We start from the raw sequence: 14,940 nt of genomic DNA on the forward strand, positions 1-14,940 counted from the left end.
AGTCCTCCCTCGCTGCCGTGTGGCCGTTTATGGCCGTGTTGACTGAAAGTTACAGCTGTGAGGGTCTTCCAACCATTGGCGTTATCTGAGCATCTCTTTTGCAGAATATGAAAAGATGATCGAGCTGTGGGGCAGCGAGATCATTCCTGCAAGCTGGAAAGAGCTGCGCAGCAACCGTCTATGTCTCCGCAGCCAACGCGGTCTTGAACCCGCCATCGGCGGGATCCGACCAAGCAACATCCCGCCGGCTGACTGGCGGCAGGCCGCCCGCCGGCAGTTAGGTGATCCACGACGATGTTCGACAAAGCCTACCGGCAGCGCCTCGAAGCCGATCTTGTACAATGGGAAGCCGACGGCGTGATCGCGCCGGCCGCGGCCGCTTCCATCCGCGGCGCGTTGCCGCCGCTCCCTGCGGGCATCAACATTGCCGTGGTCGTCGGCATCGTCGGCGGCCTGTTGATCGCAGCCGCATTCCTTGCCTTCGTCGCGGCGCACTGGACCGAGATCGCGCGGCTGGCGCGGTTCGCGATCCTGCTCGCCGGCATGGGAGTCGCCAGCGGCCTCGGGGCGTGGTTCGCCAACGCGGGCCGCACGGTTCTTGCCGACCTCTGCGCAAGCATCGGCGCGATCATCTTCGGCGCCGGCATCGCGCTGGTCGGCCAGATGTACCATCTCGGCGACGACTTTGCCGGCGGCATGCTGCTGTGGTCGATCGGGGCATTTGCCGCCGCGCTGCTGACCGGTTCGCGCGGTGCGCTCGCGGTCGGCCTCGTCGCCGCCTGCATCTGGACCTGCATGCGGACCTACGACGCGCCCGACGTCCTGCATCTTCCGTTCGTGGCGGTCTGGCTCCTCGCCGCCGCGCTCGCATTCGCCTGGAATTCCCGTGCGGCGGCTCATCTCGTCGCGATCGCGGTGCTTCCGTGGTGGGGCGCGACGTCCCTTCGCTTCGACTTCGATGGGGCCGAGCCGTCGTTCCTGCTCGCCAACGGTGCGGCCTTGCTGTTCGGCGCCGGGCTCGCGATTGCAGCAAGGCCGTCGCCGAGAGCGCTTCGCCTCGGCAGTGTTCTGTCGATCTACGGAGCGTTTTCGCTGGCGGTCGTCGCCTTCTTGGAGGTGGTCACGGTCGACGACATCATCCACTTCCGGACCGGCGCGGAGCGGGCCCAGCCGCTTTGGGCGATTTTCTGCGGGGCTGCAGGTGTCGCTCTTGCGCTCGCGTCCGCTGCCATCACGAAACGCAAAGGCGAGGTGCTCGCGGCATGTGCGATTGGCCTCGTCCTGATCGCGGCGCCGATCTGGCCGGCGACCCGGGCGGGCGAGCCGTGGTTCGCCTATGCCGCGCTGCTCTGCGCCATGCTGTGCCTCGTCGTCTCCGGCATGCTCGACGACGTCCGCCCGCGCATCGTCGCCGGCTGGCTCGGGATCGCAGGTGTCATTGCCGGCATCACCTGGGCGGTGAAAGGCTCGCTGCTGCGCCGCTCGGCCTTCCTTGCGGCGGCCGGCGTCGCTGCGGTCGCCTTTGCGACCGCGCTCAATCGCGTGCTGCCGAGGACCGGGCGATGATCGCGTCCCTCACAAAGCTCTGGCAGCGCATCCCGAAAGCCGTGCTGTTCGCTGTCGCCATCCTGCTGCAATGCGTGCTGCTGGTCGTGATGGTGGCCGATCGCATGCAGATCCTGCGCGAAGGCCGTGAGGTGACCTTGCAGACGCAGCCGGTCGATCCCCGCGATCTCCTGCGCGGCGACTATGTCGTGCTTCGCTACGACATCTCGCAACTGCCCGCAGGCGCGCTCACCGGCAAGCCGTCCGAGACGCGCAACCCCGTCGTGTTCGTCAAGCTCGCGCCGAATGCCAACGGGCTGTACGAGGCTGTCTCGGTGCATGCCGGGCCCGTCGCGGTCACGGCGCCCGAAATCCTGATCCGCGGCCGCGTCAGCTATTCCTGCGGTTCGACCGGCCCCATCTTCTGCGACAAGCTGACGATCAAATACGGCCTCGAAAGTTATTTCGTGCCGGAGGGCGAGGGCAGGAAGCTCGAGCAGGCCCGCAACCAGCAGAAGCTGCGCGTTGTCGCCGCCGTGCTGCCCTCAGGCCGCGCCGCCATCAAGCGGCTGCTGCTCGACGGCGAGCCGGTGTATGAGGAGCCGTTGTATTAGGCTGATCGCGCCGGGCGCGCCTTCAACGCCCGCCGCAGCACGTCCCACATCCGCGGCTCGTTCATGTGCGCCACGTTGAAGCGCATGAAGCCCGTTGCGGTCTGCGAGACGCTGAACACGTTGCCCGGCGCCAGCACCACATCTTCTTCCAGCGCGGCGCGCGCGACTGCCGTGCTGTCCTGTCCATCGACGAGCTGGCACCAGAGGAAGAAGCCGCCGCGCGGCATCAGCCAGGGCTCGATGCCGAGTGCCTGAAGTTTTCGCGCGACATCGCGACGCGTCCGCGTGAGCTTCTGCCTGAGCTCGTCCATATGCTTGCGGTAGCTGCCGCCGGCCAGCACCCTGGCGATGATCTCGGTCGCGACCGGGCTCGGGCCGCCAAAGCTGGTCGCGACCTGGAGGTCGACGAGATGCTCGATCCAGTCGGCTCGCCCGGCGATGTAGCCGCAGCGTACCGAGGCCGACAGCGTCTTGGAGAAGCTGCCGATCCGGATCACGCGGTTCAATCCGTCGAGCGCGGCAAGGCGCGGCGAGCGCTACGGTTCGAAATCGCCGAAGATGTCGTCCTCGATGATGGTGAGGTCGTGCGCTGCGGCTGCGGTCAAAAGCCGGTGCGCGGTCTGGAGCGAGAGGGTCGTGCCGGTCGGATTGTGCAGCGCTGAATTGGTGATGTAGAGCCGCGGCCGTTCGGCACCGAGGATCTGCTCGAAGCGTGCAACGTCAGGGCCCGACGGCGTATAGGGCACACTGATGATCTTTGCCTGGTGCGCCCGCAACAGCGCGCGAAAATTGAAGTAGCAGGGATCGTCGACCAGCACGGTGTCGCCGGGGCGGAGCAGGAAGCGGCAGATCAGGTCGGTTGCCTGCGTGCCCGAACCCGTCAGCATCAGCTGGTCGACCGACGCCTCGATCGCGTCCTCGGCGAGGCGCGCGAGCAGCAGTCGGCGCAGGGTGAGCGAGCCGCTCGTGCTGCCGTAGTTGGTGAGCACGTTCGCGTCGGTGCGGGCGAGCGCGCGGGTGGCGCGGCGCAAGGCTTGCTCCGGCATCCACTCCGGCGGCAGCCAGCCGCAGCCGGGCTTCGGCACGGCCGCGTCGGTATCGAGCGATTGCCTGGAGACCCAGAACGGATCGACCTCCCGGTCACGGCGCGGCTCGACGTCTGCAAGCGCCAGCGGCGGCGTAGCCGTCGGTGACACATAGAAGCCCGAGCCGCGACGGGCGCGGATCAGGCCTTCGGCCGCGAGACGATCATAGGCTTCCACGACGGTCGAAGGCGAAACACCCATCGTCGCGGCGAGGCTGCGGATCGACGGCAGGCGGTCGCCGGCGCTGAGTGCGCGGCCGGCGACCTTGGCGCGGATCGCGCTCATCACATCGGCGGTGCGTGTCCCGTCGCGGCCCTTGGTTTGCGCGTCGCCGTCCAAGTGTGTTGCCTTCCATACCCATACAGTTTTGCCGGATTGTACTGGATTGTCGCTGGTCTTGCTACCGGCAAAGGCGGAAGGTCGCGGCTCGGCAAAAGCGAGACGGACATGCAATCTGCAGGCAGCGGCTGGGGCAACGGGCTTCTCGGCGTCATCATCTTCAGCGGCTCGTTGCCGGCGACGCGCGTCGCCGTCGGCGGCTTCTCCGCGCTGTTCCTGACGTCGGCGCGCGCGGTCATCGCGGCGCTGATCGGTGTGGCCGTGCTCGGCCTGCTCCGTCAGACGTGGCCGCAGCAAAAGGATCTCGCCTCGCTCGCGATCGTCTCCATCGGCGTCGTGGTCGGCTTCCCCTTGCTGACCGCACTGGCGCTGCGGCACATCACCTCCGCGCATTCGATCGTCTTCATCGGGCTGTTGCCGCTGTCGACCGCGATCTTCGCCGTGCTGCGCGGCGGCGAGCGGCCGCAGCCGCTGTTCTGGCTGTTCGCCATCCTCGGCAATGCCACGGTGGCCGCCTTTGCCTTGTCGAACGGCGGCGCGGCTTCGCTCACCGGCGATCTCCTGATGGTGGCCGCGATCATCCTGTGCGGGCACGGTTATGCCGAGGGCGCCGCGCTGTCGCGCCGGCTCGGCGGCCGGCAGGTGATCTCCTGGGCGCTGCTGCTCGCGCTGCCGCTGATGGTGCCGGTCGCGATTCTAACCTGGCCGGCGACATGGAGCGGCGTCAGCGCGCCGGCCTGGATCGGGCTCGCCTACGTCTCCGTGTTCAGCATGTTCGTCGGCTTCATCTTCTGGTACCGCGGGCTCGCGATCGGCGGCATCGCCCGCATCGGTCAGCTGCAGCAGCTCCAGCCGTTCTTTGGCCTCGCGCTCGCAGGGCTTCTGCTGCACGAGCCCGTCGCCTGGAGCATGATCGCCGCGACCGCGCTCGTGGTCGCCTGCGTCTTCTTCGCGCGCCGGTTTGCGTGAGGATCGCTCGCTAGTTCCTGCCCGGTTGCGGTTTTTCGATTCCTGGTAGTCGCGCGATCTGCTCGGCCAGGAAATCGACCAGCAGCCGCACCCGCGCGACGCCGGACCGCTCCGGCACAATCAGCATGTTCAGCGGAACGGGAGGCAGCGCATAGTCAGCAAGCACGCGTTCGAGCCTGCCGGCAGCAAGAAGGTCGCCGACGAGCCATAGATGTGAAGCTGCGATGCCGCGACCGGCCGCGAGCGCCTCTCGTGCGGCGAGCCCGTGATCGACGCGCAGCCGTCCGCCGAACGGCACCGCATGGCGACCGCCGCGGCGTCCTTGCAGCACGAGCGCATCGCTGCCGGCGACGTTGGACATCCTGATGCCCTCGTGACTGGCGAGATCTTGTGGGCGCATGGGCCTGCCACGTGCTGCGAGATAGGCGGGTGCGGCCACGAGCACCCGCTGCGACTGGCCAAGCGGCCTGAGCTTCATCGAACTCTCGGCGAGCGGTGCCAGGCGGATCGCGACATCGACACCCTCCTTCACGAGGTCGATCCGCTCGTCGGTCAGGCTAAGATCCACCGACACGTCCGGATGCCGGTCCTGGAACGCGAAAATGAAGCGGCTGACGTGGAGCACGCCGAAAGCCGCGGTGCACGAGACGCGTACCGTTCCAGCGGGCGCGCCGCGCGTGCTGCGTGCTTCGTCACCCGCCTGCTCGACCAGACGCAGGATCTGCACGCAGTCGGCATAGTAGTTGCGACCCTCCTCCGTCATCGCGACCCTGCGCGTGGTTCTCGTGAGCAGCGACACGCCGAGGGCCTGCTCCAGCTCGCGAATGTGCCGCGTCACCGTCGATTGACCGAACCCAAGCTCGCGCGCGACCGCGGACAGGTTTCCCCGCTCGGCGACCCGCACGAAGCTGCGCATGCGTTCGAGCGTGACCTCCGATCTATCCATTTTCCGGCACAATCATATCCATTGGCCACATCTACCGCATCGCGGGCCGCTGCGCTATCTGCCAGGCGAAATCATCAACCCAACGGTGCTGATCATGAAAGTGTTGATCGTCTTTGCTCATCCGGAATCGCGCTCCCTCAACGGCTCGCTCCGAGACGTGGCCGTCGCAGAGCTTAGGGCTCAGGGACACGAGGTGCTGGTGTCCGATCTCCATGCTCAAGGCTGGAAGTCCGAGGTCGACCGCGCCGACTTCCCGTCGCTGCCGACCGACGCGCGCCTTGCGCCCGCTGCGGCATCCAAGCAGGCGTTCGCGGCCGACACATTGACCGCCGACGTCAGGAGCGAGATCGAGAAGCTGCTGTGGGCGGATGTCCTGGTCCTGCAGTTTCCGCTCTGGTGGTTCAGCATGCCCGCGATCCTGAAGGGCTGGGTCGACCGCGTGTATGCCTATGGTTTCGCGTATGGTGTCGGCGAGCACAGCGACAAGCGCTGGGGCGACCGCTACGGTGAGGGCACCTTAGCCGGCAAACGCGCGATGCTGATCGTGACGACCGGTGGCTGGCAGGAGCATTATTCGGCCCGCGGGATCAACGGACCGATCGACGACCTGCTGTTCCCGATCAATCACGGCATTCTCTATTATCCCGGATATGACGTCCTTCCGCCGTTCGTGGTGTATCAGGCCGACCGGCTCGACGAAGCCGGATTCGAATCGATTGCCGAACGCTTGCGCGACAGGATGAGGACGCTTGCGACGACCTCGCCCATTCCCTATCGGCGCCAAAATGGCGGCGATTACCTCGTTCCGAGCATGCAGCTCCGCGCTGGCCGCGAGCGTCCAGGGGGGAGCGGCTTCGCACTTCACCTCGGGCGGGCCGAGGAACGGAGCCTGCCTGAGGAGCCGGGCGCCATGCAGCCGGAGACGGATCGCCGCGCCGTCACCGCGTAGTTGCGCGATTGCGTCGCTCGGTGGGTGCGCTGTCAGCGCGCTCACCCCATCACCGTCCGCGTCAGGGCGCTCCTTGCGAATTTCTTCAGCGGCATCGGCTTGCCGAACAGAAAGCCCTGCACGAGGTCGAAGCCGAGCTCGTTGGCGGCGACGAGGTCGCCGCGACTTTCGACGCCTTCGGCGACGGTGCGCGCGCCATAACCGTGCGCCAGCTCGACGATGTGACGGCACACCGTACGCTTCAGCCAATCATTGCCGCTGTCGGTGACGAAGTGCCGGTCGGCCTTCAGATTGACGAAGGGAAGCTTGTCCAGCCCCATCAGCGCCGGCCAGTTGGCGCCGAGATTGTCGATCGTCAGGCCGATATTGTGAAAGCCCACCTCGCGCGCGACGTCGACCAGCAGGTCGAGATCGCGAGTCGCCTCCTCGCTGTCGATCTCGATCGTCAACCCGCCGAATGCCGGATGCGTCGGCACCTGGCGGCAGAGATCGCGCACTGCCTGCGGCTCCTTCAGATACGAAGCGGGCAGATTGATCGACAGATCGACCGGGCTTTGCTGTTCGAGAAGATAGTGCCAGTCCTGCATCGCGCGACCGATCACGAACTCCGACAGGCTGCGGAAATGCGGATCTTGCGGCTCCGGGATGAAATAGGCCGGCGGCACCACGCCCCAGGTCGGATGGCGCATTCGCACCAGCGCCTCGGCGCCGCTACGGATCAGCGTGCGCGCGTCGATCTTGGGCTGATACCAGAGCTCGAGCCAGCCGGCGTGCAGGGCCTCGCCGACATGCACCGCCGGGCTCGGCGCCGGCTCCTCCGGCAGCAGCATCGCGACGCGCTCGCGCAGCGTTTCCGCGGCAAAGGGCGTGGTGAGCGGCGGCAGCATTGCAAGTCCGTATTCCTCGCCGACCTGCTTCACGGCCTTGACGATGATCGACTCGCGGGCGCCGACGGCAAGGACCTTGCCGGCAAATTCCTCGCGAACCAGTATCTCGAGAAATCTCCCCGGCTCGATACCGTCGGCGGCAACGCCGAGCAGGATGAGGTCCGGCAATTCGCTGGCGAGCACGGTTTGCAGCTCGTCTGCGCTGGCGCATTCGCTGGTGACGAAGCCGAGATCCTCGAGCACCTCGCTGAGGAAGGCGCGCAAGTGACGCTTGCTATCGGCCACGCAGGCGCGCGGCGTGACCTTTCGTCGTCCGAAGGTCACAGGCCTTCGGCCGACGAGTTCAACAATCCCATCGTTCATCGCAAACTACTCCCGTTCCGCGACCGGTGTTAGCGACGTGAGCAGTTTCAAATATGGAGGGCTTCAGCCGATTGTTGAATTATCTGGGTAACGTTAAAGCGCGCATCACTTCTAAAATTGTTCGGATATTCTTCGAGAAGTCTTTACGTCTGCGTGCGCGTGACAGGCGCGTGACGCCGTCATTGCAGGAGATTCTCGAAAGACGAGGTGCGCGCGAGCGTGCGGTCGGTGTCCTGCAATTGGACGAAGCCGAACGCACTTCGCCCAATTGAATAATGCCGGCCTCAATTGCCTGTGGCTTTGTCGTGTTGCGCCAGTCCGACCGCCTTGTAGTCGTAGGTCGGATAGAATTCGGTGCGGTACGGGCCCCAGGCGGTATCCTCGATGACACGGTTGACCTCGCGCAGCCGCGAAGCCGGCAGGCGTAGCGTGACCACCTGGCCGATGCCCATCATCACGTACCAGCTCACCACCTCGATGCCGGCTGGCGGAAACGCCTTGCGGAAGCCCTGCCTGTCGAGTTGCGCATTCAGCTCATTCAACGGGCGGGATTGGTCGTGCTTGAAGAAAATGGTGAGCAGAACCGCGTTGTCGGCAGTCGGCGCGGCATTTTCCTGCGGCGCTGTCTGCGCCATGGTCGCCGATGTGAGTGCCAGCGCGCCCGCAAGCAACGCCGCCGTCGTCAATGTCCGTCGGTTCGATCTCATCGCGAATTCCTTCCCAATGCTCATGCGATGGATCTGAGAATAGAAGCGCGATGCGCGGCGGAAGAACTCATTTTCGCGCGATGCGCGCATGTTCCGCCTTCGCTCGTGACGGTTCTGCGACAATGCGCGCGGGCGTCACGGCGCGAATGTGAAGCACATCACATCTGTATTGCTGCACCTGCGCTATTGCTCCGAACAGCCGGTGGTGGGCTGTCGAGGACTACAGCAATGACGACGCGGCGAATGATGTATTGGTGGTTCAGGTTCGTGCTGTCAGGGCGATTTATGGATCGCTTCCTGTGCCTGCCGCGAGCCGAATAGTCGCGTCGCGCGATATCAGGTTTGCCCGATCAACTTGCGGAACGCAGCTGCACCGTCCTCGATCGCGTCACGTCCCTTCCAGGCCAGATAGGAGAGCTTGCCGCCGAGCGTGTCGTGGCTGCGCAGCCGGCGCGATCCGAGGATGTGGCCGACATTGGAAGGGAAGCGGCTCACCTCGGCGGACACCAGCGCCGCGATCGCGTCCATCAATTGCTGGAGCCGGGTGCCCCACTCGCAATGTTCGATGCCGTCGATGCGGACCTTGAGCGCGTATTCGGTGTCGTAGATATCGGCGAGCAGGTCGCGCGCGATCAGCACCCGGTTGTGCCGGAGCGCGACGCGCAGCGCCAGGCGCTTGTCGTCGAGCCGGTCGAGCACCATCGGAACGACGCAGGCATAGGGCGCGGCGGCGATGTCGGCGGCGCTCTTGCTCGCGGCGGCCTTGGTGGCAAGGCGCACCAATTCCCAGGATGTCTTCAGCCGCCTTGCCACCAGCGCCAGCGCGAAGGGCAGCGCCTCGGGGTGGGACTTCTTGAAGGCGTCGAGTTGCGCGGTGATCTGGGCGACCTGGCCGTCGCCGAATTTCGTGATCTTCTCCGGCAGTTTCTCGTTGAATTTCGGCAGCGCGGCGCCGGCGCGCAGCACATGCTGCATCTTCCTCACGTCGTCGAAGGCGCTCCGCGAGGCCGTGTATTGCGCGAGCTTGCCGCGTGCGAGCTCGGTGCTCTCCGGTGAGGCGAGGGTGTTCTCGAGGACCTTGACGACCTTGGTCTGGAAGATCGATGCGATCTTCTGCACTTCCTTCGGGTTGTTGGCGGCGACCTGGTCGCCGATCGCCTTGATGTAGTCGCGCGCCATGGTCGGCAGCAGGTCGCGGCAGATCCACTCCCAGATCGGAGTGAGGGTGTTGCGCGAGATCCGTCCCGCATTGGCATGTTCGGGTGCGCCGTCGATCAGCAGTAGTTCGAGCGGCGCGAAGAAATAGCGCGAGGGGCTGGTGACGCGCGCCTGGGTCGACCCGTCCTTGCGAAACTCGGCGCGCAGGTGGGACTGGATCTCGGCCGAGCCCGGCATGTCGATGCCGCACAGCTCGAGCCGCTCGAGCTCGCTGAGCAGACAGCTGCGCGACAGCGGCGTCAGCCTCTGCAGGAATTCCGACAGCCGATCGATCTCGTTCATGGCACGCAATCTTTCGCAGCGTGTCCCGCAGGCTAGCGGGCCCAATGCGTGGAGGCATTTGCGCGCTCTCAACCGTCATGAACAAAAGCAAGTCGCCGTTAATATATCCGTAAAATCCGGGAGGCGCGGGTCCGGCCGGGAGGCGGTGGTTAAGGAGGTGTCCGCCTGTCCGCCCATGATGTGAGCAGAAATCTCAACCCTTGCGTGGTCAACGACAGCCCCGCGCAAGCATAAATTGTGCCGATGCCGACGTTTTAGCGCAAAACCGCCAAAATCACCGTAGTCTTACGGAGCAAAAAGTTAACCACAGATCGGCCCGGGTTCCGGTAAACGAGTGACATGGGGTCACAGAATGATACGGCCACCGATTCGCGGCCGTCGGAATGGTACGAAAGCAGCGCCGCTCCAACTGAAGAGCTCGATTTCGTCCGTCTGAACGCCGCCCGTGCCAAGGCGGCCGACGAAATGGCCGCCGCCATCGCCCGCGAGCTCAACGGCCCCCTGACTGCGCTCCTGCTCTATATGGGCGAGATCAAGCATCACAGCGATCAGCTCGCGCCTGTCACCGGTGACCGTGCCTATCTGCAGCGGGTGGTGGAGAACGCGCTGGCGCAGACCGAGCGCGTCTGCGGCCTGGTCAAGCAGCTCGCCGGCCCCCACAAGGGTGGCCTGCCGATCCCGTCGAGGACCGAGGACACCGAATCGAAGGGCGCCCGCGCGGCGCAGCCGCAGCGCGTGCCCAGCGCCGAACTGCTCGGCCTGTCCGGCCAGAAGCGGCTGACCAAGCGCGAGCGGGAAGTGCTGAGGCTGATCAGCGAGGGTTATTCGAACAAGCAGGGCGCGCTTCGGATGCAGATCAGTCCGCGCACGTTCGAAAGCCATCGCGCCGAGGCGATGCGCAAGCTCGGTGCGCGCAACACCGCGGACCTCGTCCGTGCGGCGCTGCTGCATTCGATCGACTGAGGCTATTGTGCCGCGCCGGCGGCGCGGCCTTGGGAAGGCCGGTCGCGCTCAGAAATAATCTTCGGCGAAGGGACGTGCGCGCGATGAGGGCCGCAGCGGCTTGAGCTCTTCCTTCGGCGCGTTCGGAATGATCGTGATGATCCAGCGCGGCGGCATGCTGGATTCCTGCTCGAGCACCGAGCGCACAAAGCCGGTCACCGTGGACTCGCCAGCCTTCACCGTCGCCATCCGGCCGTTGAACTGTGCAATGCGGAAGCGACGGACTTCCTTCTGGTCCGCAGTCTCGTAGGTGAACATGGAAACCCTCCTGGTTTCCCGCGACTATCGCCACCTATGATTAGCCATCTCTAAAAATCCCAAACCGTAGAAGTACGGCGGGTTTAGCGCGGTCTGCGCAGAAGCGTTTTCGAGCGAAGCAGATCCGGTTCGCGTGACGAAAACGCGTCAAAATAAGAATCTAGGCCTGAGGTTCCTGCGCGCGCGCCGAGGCGTAGGCGGCGTCCATCAGGTTCAGGAGATCGCGGAATTCGGCATCGCCGAGCCTCTCCGCGGTCTTCTCCAGCCGCAGGGCCAGTGCCGCGAGCCTGACATAGCCGAACGTCCCGGCCGCGCTCTTGAGCGAATGCGCTTCGCGCGCGATCCTGGCGTGATGCTGCGCGAGCGGGAGCGTGCGGAACAGTTGCAGGCGCGCGCAGGTCTCGCTCCAGAACACGTCGCGCACCTCACGGGCACCGTCCTCGCCGATCTCGCGCACCAGCGCCTCATACGCGCCCGGCTCGCGCGCGGGCACGGCATCGGTCGCCTCTCGCGCAGGCGCGACGGTCACTTCAAACATGGTCTTGCCTGCCTTGATCACGGTTCGTCTGTCGCGCGGCTCGCGCCGGGGCGCGAGCCACAGGTCGTGTCTACGGCATTCGAATTTCAGTTCCGGTAGCGGGACGGCTGGCGTTTGCTGGCCGGCGTTAGCCGCCGGTTTACCACGCGATGGCGCCGGTCAGCGCGGGCCGAGCAGCCGGTCGTACTGGGCCTTCACGGTGGCGTAGCATTCGCACGCCGTCTGGCGCAGGCCGTCCAGGTTGAGGAGCTGGATGTGTCCCCGGCTGTAGTGGATGAAATTGGCGTGCTGCAAGGTGTTGGCGACCAGCGACACGCTGTTGCGCCGCGCCCCGATCATCTGCGCCATGGCCTCCTGGGTCAGCAGCAGCCGGTAGTCGCCCGACAGGTCATGGGTGTGCAACAGGCAGCGCGACAGCCGCGACTCCACCGGATGGGCGGCGTTGCAGCCCGCGGTCTGCTGGACCTGCGCGTAGACCGCCAGCCCGTGGCGGGTCAGCAACGCCCGCAAGGTGCCGCTCTGGTCGGCCGCGATGCGCAACCGGTCGAGATCCATCATGGAGGCGACGCCGGGAACCAGAACGATGGCCGTATTCAGCGCGCAGGCATCGCCCATGGTCGAGAGCGTCCCGAGCAAGCTGTCGCGGCCGATCATGGCGACCTGCACATGCTCGCCCTTGGCGAGTTTCACCACCAGCGAAATGACGCCGCGATGAGGAAAGTAGGCGCGCTTGAGTGTCTCGCCGGCCTCCACCAGCACCGCGTCAGAGGGCAGGTCGACGGTGCGCAGGTGCGGGCGGATCAATTCAAAATCGTCCGCCGACAGCGCGGACAGGAAACCGTTGGAGGGACGCACCATCGTTTCCAAGAGCTGCCTCCCGTCTCCTGCGCCAGCCAAAGTCGAGGGACGCGAACTCACGTCCTGCGCGGGTAAGTTCCATCATGTTCGCGCCGGGATATATTGGCAATTGGGACAAGATGTCCGACCGCGGTCGATTACCCGGGAGGCTGCGTGCACGCCAGCATACAGATGGATCGCGTCGCGCCGTCGTCACCCCAGGGGTTCCATCAGGCGGGAGTGGTGGGACTTCACGGCCGCATAGCAGTCGCAGGACGTCGCTTGCAGCGCGTGAAGGTCGAGGATTTCGATCTGTCCGCGGGTGTAGTGAATGATTCCGGCCCGCTGGAGCGCATGTGCGACCAGTGAAATGGCGTTGCGCCGCACGCCCATCATCTGCGCCAGCGCCTCCTGGGTCAGCGGCAGGATTTCGCTGTCCGACAGGTCGCGGGCACGCAAGAGCCAGCGCGCCAGCCGCGCCTCGACCGGGTGCAGCGTATTGCAAAGCAGCGATTGCTGCGCATGTGCGAGCAGCGACTGCTCATTGCGGATCATCAGGCTTCGAAACGTCGCGCTTGCGGCAGCGACAGTCCGGAAAGCCGCGATTTCAAGTACGGAAGCAGTGCCGGGGAACAGCACGACGGCGTCGGCCGATGCAATGCCGTCGGCAAGCGCGGCGGCGCCGCCCACGACGCTGTCGCGGCCCAGCATCGCGACCTCGATCACCTGTCCTTCGGAAAGGCCCACCGTGATCGACACCGATCCGCGATGCGGGAAGTAGACATATCTCATTGCGGAGCCCGCCTCGGCCAAGACAGATTCCCTGACCATTTCGACCGTCGCCAGATGGGGGCGCAGCAGATCGTAATCGACCGCGTCGAGCATTTGCAGCAACTCGTTGGGTTGGTGGCGGCTCATGGTCATGCGGGTCAGCCCGGCGCGTTGGATCTCCGATCGGCGCCGTACTCCTACGTGGTTCAGTTGCACGGCCACAGAAAATACTCTAAAGGTTGTGGCGCCGTCCATATACCCGTTGGAGGGCAGACACGCTGTGGCATTTGCGGCGGAAATGAGAGCGGCGTGCTGATTCGCTTTGTGAAGCTGCGCGCCAGTCCTGCAAGAATTGCGCAGGAAAAAGCGGCAGGGGGCTTTCATGAGCCGGAAGCATTGCATCCGCGCTGCCAACGGACGCCGGCCGACCCGCGCAGCCTCGTCCGCTGGACGAGTGCTCACAGTCATCCACTATTGCTCCGAACCCTATTGCTCCGAACCTTGGCGCCGCGTGGCCGCAGATTTCGCGGCCATCGTCTTCCTCGCTCCGCCAACGACGTTCGCGATGGTTCATTTCTCGATTCAAAGCAAAGGAGAAAGGCGTGCCCCACGGTTCAATTATTGAATCGCCGGAACGGGAAGCTCAAACGGGGACAGAAGGTCTGCGCCATCTTCTCGTTGTCGATGACGATCCGATGGTCTGCATGGCTATCGAGGTCTATCTCCAGCGCAACAACTTTCGGGTGACGATCGCCGAAGGCGGTGAAGCCGGACTGCGCGCGCTCGAACACGGACGGTTCGATCTGATGATCATCGACATCTTCATGCCGCACATGCGCGGGTTCGAATCGATCCGGATCTTCCACGAGCGGGCGCCGGCCATTCCGCTGATCGCGATGTCCGGCTACGCCTTCGCAAACCTGAATTCGCCCGCACCCGATTTCCTCCGGATGGCGCTGGAACTCGGCGCGGCGCGCTGTCTGCGCAAGCCGTTTACGCCGTACGCGCTGCTCGCCGCCATCAAGGATTGCCTGGCCGAGCATCGGCCCGACGGCGAAATTGCCTCGGCCGCGCGCCTCGGTTAGCGCGGCATGCAGCGCGGCGGACGTGGAGTAACCGTTCGTTTACCGCAAACGCAGTCCTTGCGAATTTAGGCGCGACAGCAAACGAGCCTCGCGGGAGCACCCGCGATCGTGGGCGGCCCGGATCCATTTCACCGGGGGCCTGCCTATCGTCCTTCGCGGGCAGGGCTTTTCCGGCGCGCGTCGTCTCGCCGTTATCGGCACGTTTACCTAACGCTTCCCGCCGTCGCGGCGCAGAGCCGGTTCTGCCGAAAAACGCAGTCGCATGCAGTCGAACGGCAAACTTGTCTTCAATATCCGTATTAGCACGGAGGATGAAATTAACGGGACCGTGAAAGGGGATGTCTAACGATCCAAAATAGGGCTTCCGTCGATGCCAAGCGCGGCTCAAGCGTCGAGGCCCAGATCAGTAAGGCGTAGCTCATGGATGATCTGTTGCGGGAGTTTTTGACGGAGACCAGCGAGAGCCTGGACACCGTCGACAATCAACTGGTGAAGTTCGAGCAGGAGCCGAACAACGCCAAGATCCTGGATAACATCTTCCGCCT

General features: G+C 65.0%; 16 protein-coding genes and 1 pseudogene. 7 read left to right on the forward strand and 10 right to left on the reverse strand.

Going from position 1 to position 14,940, the window contains the following annotated elements:
* Positions 1-294: 294 nt before the first annotated feature.
* Complete coding sequence (locus tag RAD15_RS38695; protein WP_458183956.1) at positions 295-1,566, forward strand: DUF2157 domain-containing protein; 1,272 nt, start codon at positions 295-297, stop codon at positions 1,564-1,566.
* On the forward strand, positions 1,563-2,159 hold the full coding sequence (locus RAD15_RS38700) for a GDYXXLXY domain-containing protein (protein WP_458183957.1): 597 nt from the start codon (positions 1,563-1,565) through the stop codon (positions 2,157-2,159). The genes RAD15_RS38695 and RAD15_RS38700 overlap by 4 nt, the downstream gene beginning before the upstream one ends.
* Here the strand turns inward: RAD15_RS38700 and RAD15_RS38705 are convergent.
* Positions 2,156-3,529 (reverse strand): annotated as a pseudogene (locus RAD15_RS38705) (aminotransferase-like domain-containing protein). The gene RAD15_RS38700 and the pseudogene RAD15_RS38705 overlap by 4 nt on opposite strands.
* Before the next feature lie 162 nt (positions 3,530-3,691).
* Here RAD15_RS38705 and RAD15_RS38710 point away from each other — a divergent pair.
* Positions 3,692-4,552 carry a DMT family transporter gene (locus RAD15_RS38710; RefSeq protein ID WP_458183958.1) on the forward strand — a complete coding sequence of 287 codons (861 nt, stop codon included), beginning with the start codon at positions 3,692-3,694 and terminating at the stop codon, positions 4,550-4,552.
* A 10-nt stretch (positions 4,553-4,562) separates the two neighbouring features.
* On the opposite strand, the gene RAD15_RS38715 is transcribed toward RAD15_RS38710, so the two are convergent.
* A complete protein-coding gene (locus RAD15_RS38715) occupies positions 4,563-5,498 on the reverse strand; it encodes a LysR family transcriptional regulator (RefSeq protein WP_458183959.1) in 936 nt (311 codons plus the stop codon).
* Between the two features lie 94 nt (positions 5,499-5,592).
* Here RAD15_RS38715 and RAD15_RS38720 point away from each other — a divergent pair, with 94 nt between their 5' ends.
* Positions 5,593-6,447, forward strand: coding sequence for an NAD(P)H-dependent oxidoreductase (locus RAD15_RS38720; protein WP_458183960.1), 855 nt, complete (start codon positions 5,593-5,595; stop codon positions 6,445-6,447).
* A 41-nt stretch (positions 6,448-6,488) separates the two neighbouring features.
* On the opposite strand, the gene RAD15_RS38725 is transcribed toward RAD15_RS38720, so the two are convergent.
* Positions 6,489-7,697, reverse strand: coding sequence for an EAL domain-containing protein (locus RAD15_RS38725; RefSeq protein WP_458183961.1), 1,209 nt, complete (start codon positions 7,695-7,697; stop codon positions 6,489-6,491).
* Between the two features lie 53 nt (positions 7,698-7,750).
* Here RAD15_RS38725 and RAD15_RS38730 point away from each other — a divergent pair, with 53 nt between their 5' ends.
* A complete protein-coding gene (locus tag RAD15_RS38730; protein ID WP_458183962.1) occupies positions 7,751-7,969 on the forward strand; it encodes a hypothetical protein in 219 nt (72 codons plus the stop codon).
* 12 nt (positions 7,970-7,981) lie between these two features.
* Here the strand turns inward: RAD15_RS38730 and RAD15_RS38735 are convergent, their stop codons facing one another.
* Both RAD15_RS38735 and RAD15_RS38740 read right to left on the reverse strand, forming a co-directional pair.
* Positions 7,982-8,404, reverse strand: coding sequence for a hypothetical protein (locus tag RAD15_RS38735; protein ID WP_458183969.1), 423 nt, complete (start codon positions 8,402-8,404; stop codon positions 7,982-7,984).
* 336 nt (positions 8,405-8,740) lie between these two features.
* Positions 8,741-9,904 (reverse strand): hypothetical protein, encoded by a 1,164-nt coding sequence (locus tag RAD15_RS38740; RefSeq protein ID WP_458183963.1) that lies wholly within the window; start codon positions 9,902-9,904, stop codon positions 8,741-8,743.
* A 339-nt stretch (positions 9,905-10,243) separates the two neighbouring features.
* On the opposite strand from RAD15_RS38740, the gene RAD15_RS38745 reads away from it, so the two are divergent.
* Positions 10,244-10,867 carry a LuxR C-terminal-related transcriptional regulator gene (locus RAD15_RS38745; protein WP_458183964.1) on the forward strand — a complete coding sequence of 208 codons (624 nt, stop codon included), beginning with the start codon at positions 10,244-10,246 and terminating at the stop codon, positions 10,865-10,867.
* Between the two features lie 48 nt (positions 10,868-10,915).
* Here the strand turns inward: RAD15_RS38745 and RAD15_RS38750 are convergent, their stop codons facing one another.
* The 5 genes from RAD15_RS38750 to RAD15_RS38770 all read right to left on the reverse strand — a co-directional run bounded on the left by RAD15_RS38750 (position 10,916) and on the right by RAD15_RS38770 (position 14,101).
* Positions 10,916-11,164: a hypothetical protein gene (locus tag RAD15_RS38750; RefSeq protein WP_458183965.1), complete on the reverse strand. Its 249-nt coding sequence runs from the start codon at positions 11,162-11,164 to the stop codon at positions 10,916-10,918.
* A gap of 160 nt (positions 11,165-11,324) precedes the next feature.
* Positions 11,325-11,702 (reverse strand): Hpt domain-containing protein, encoded by a 378-nt coding sequence (locus tag RAD15_RS38755; RefSeq protein ID WP_458183966.1) that lies wholly within the window; start codon positions 11,700-11,702, stop codon positions 11,325-11,327.
* Between the two features lie 159 nt (positions 11,703-11,861).
* Positions 11,862-12,560 carry a Crp/Fnr family transcriptional regulator gene (locus RAD15_RS38760; protein ID WP_458183970.1) on the reverse strand — a complete coding sequence of 233 codons (699 nt, stop codon included), beginning with the start codon at positions 12,558-12,560 and terminating at the stop codon, positions 11,862-11,864.
* A 192-nt stretch (positions 12,561-12,752) separates the two neighbouring features.
* Positions 12,753-13,463 carry a Crp/Fnr family transcriptional regulator gene (locus RAD15_RS38765; protein WP_458183967.1) on the reverse strand — a complete coding sequence of 237 codons (711 nt, stop codon included), beginning with the start codon at positions 13,461-13,463 and terminating at the stop codon, positions 12,753-12,755.
* A 461-nt stretch (positions 13,464-13,924) separates the two neighbouring features.
* Positions 13,925-14,101, reverse strand: a complete 177-nt coding sequence (locus RAD15_RS38770; protein ID WP_458183972.1) for a hypothetical protein — start codon at positions 14,099-14,101, stop codon at positions 13,925-13,927.
* Between RAD15_RS38770 and RAD15_RS38775 the strand changes: the two genes are divergently transcribed.
* Positions 14,021-14,395, forward strand: coding sequence for a response regulator (locus tag RAD15_RS38775; RefSeq protein ID WP_458183971.1), 375 nt, complete (start codon positions 14,021-14,023; stop codon positions 14,393-14,395). The genes RAD15_RS38770 and RAD15_RS38775 overlap by 81 nt on opposite strands.
* Positions 14,396-14,940: the final 545 nt, after the last annotated feature.

This window comes from Bradyrhizobium sp. 14AA (genome assembly GCF_054185205.1).

Bases quoted from the DNA above. Each gene is read 5' to 3' on its own strand.
- RAD15_RS38695 (WP_458183956.1), top strand. From the start codon at position 295: ATGTTCGACAAAGCCTACCGGCAGCGCCTCGAAGCCGATCTTGTACAA.
- RAD15_RS38700 (WP_458183957.1), top strand. From the start codon at position 1,563: ATGATCGCGTCCCTCACAAAGCTCTGGCAGCGCATCCCGAAAGCCGTG.
- RAD15_RS38710 (WP_458183958.1), top strand. From the start codon at position 3,692: ATGCAATCTGCAGGCAGCGGCTGGGGCAACGGGCTTCTCGGCGTCATC.
- RAD15_RS38715 (WP_458183959.1), bottom strand. From the start codon at position 5,498: ATGGATAGATCGGAGGTCACGCTCGAACGCATGCGCAGCTTCGTGCGG.
- RAD15_RS38720 (WP_458183960.1), top strand. From the start codon at position 5,593: ATGAAAGTGTTGATCGTCTTTGCTCATCCGGAATCGCGCTCCCTCAAC.
- RAD15_RS38725 (WP_458183961.1), bottom strand. From the start codon at position 7,697: ATGAACGATGGGATTGTTGAACTCGTCGGCCGAAGGCCTGTGACCTTC.
- RAD15_RS38730 (WP_458183962.1), top strand. From the start codon at position 7,751: ATGGAGGGCTTCAGCCGATTGTTGAATTATCTGGGTAACGTTAAAGCG.
- RAD15_RS38735 (WP_458183969.1), bottom strand. From the start codon at position 8,404: ATGAGATCGAACCGACGGACATTGACGACGGCGGCGTTGCTTGCGGGC.
- RAD15_RS38740 (WP_458183963.1), bottom strand. From the start codon at position 9,904: ATGAACGAGATCGATCGGCTGTCGGAATTCCTGCAGAGGCTGACGCCG.
- RAD15_RS38745 (WP_458183964.1), top strand. From the start codon at position 10,244: ATGGGGTCACAGAATGATACGGCCACCGATTCGCGGCCGTCGGAATGG.
- RAD15_RS38750 (WP_458183965.1), bottom strand. From the start codon at position 11,164: ATGTTCACCTACGAGACTGCGGACCAGAAGGAAGTCCGTCGCTTCCGC.
- RAD15_RS38755 (WP_458183966.1), bottom strand. From the start codon at position 11,702: ATGTTTGAAGTGACCGTCGCGCCTGCGCGAGAGGCGACCGATGCCGTG.
- RAD15_RS38760 (WP_458183970.1), bottom strand. From the start codon at position 12,560: ATGGTGCGTCCCTCCAACGGTTTCCTGTCCGCGCTGTCGGCGGACGAT.
- RAD15_RS38765 (WP_458183967.1), bottom strand. From the start codon at position 13,463: ATGACCATGAGCCGCCACCAACCCAACGAGTTGCTGCAAATGCTCGAC.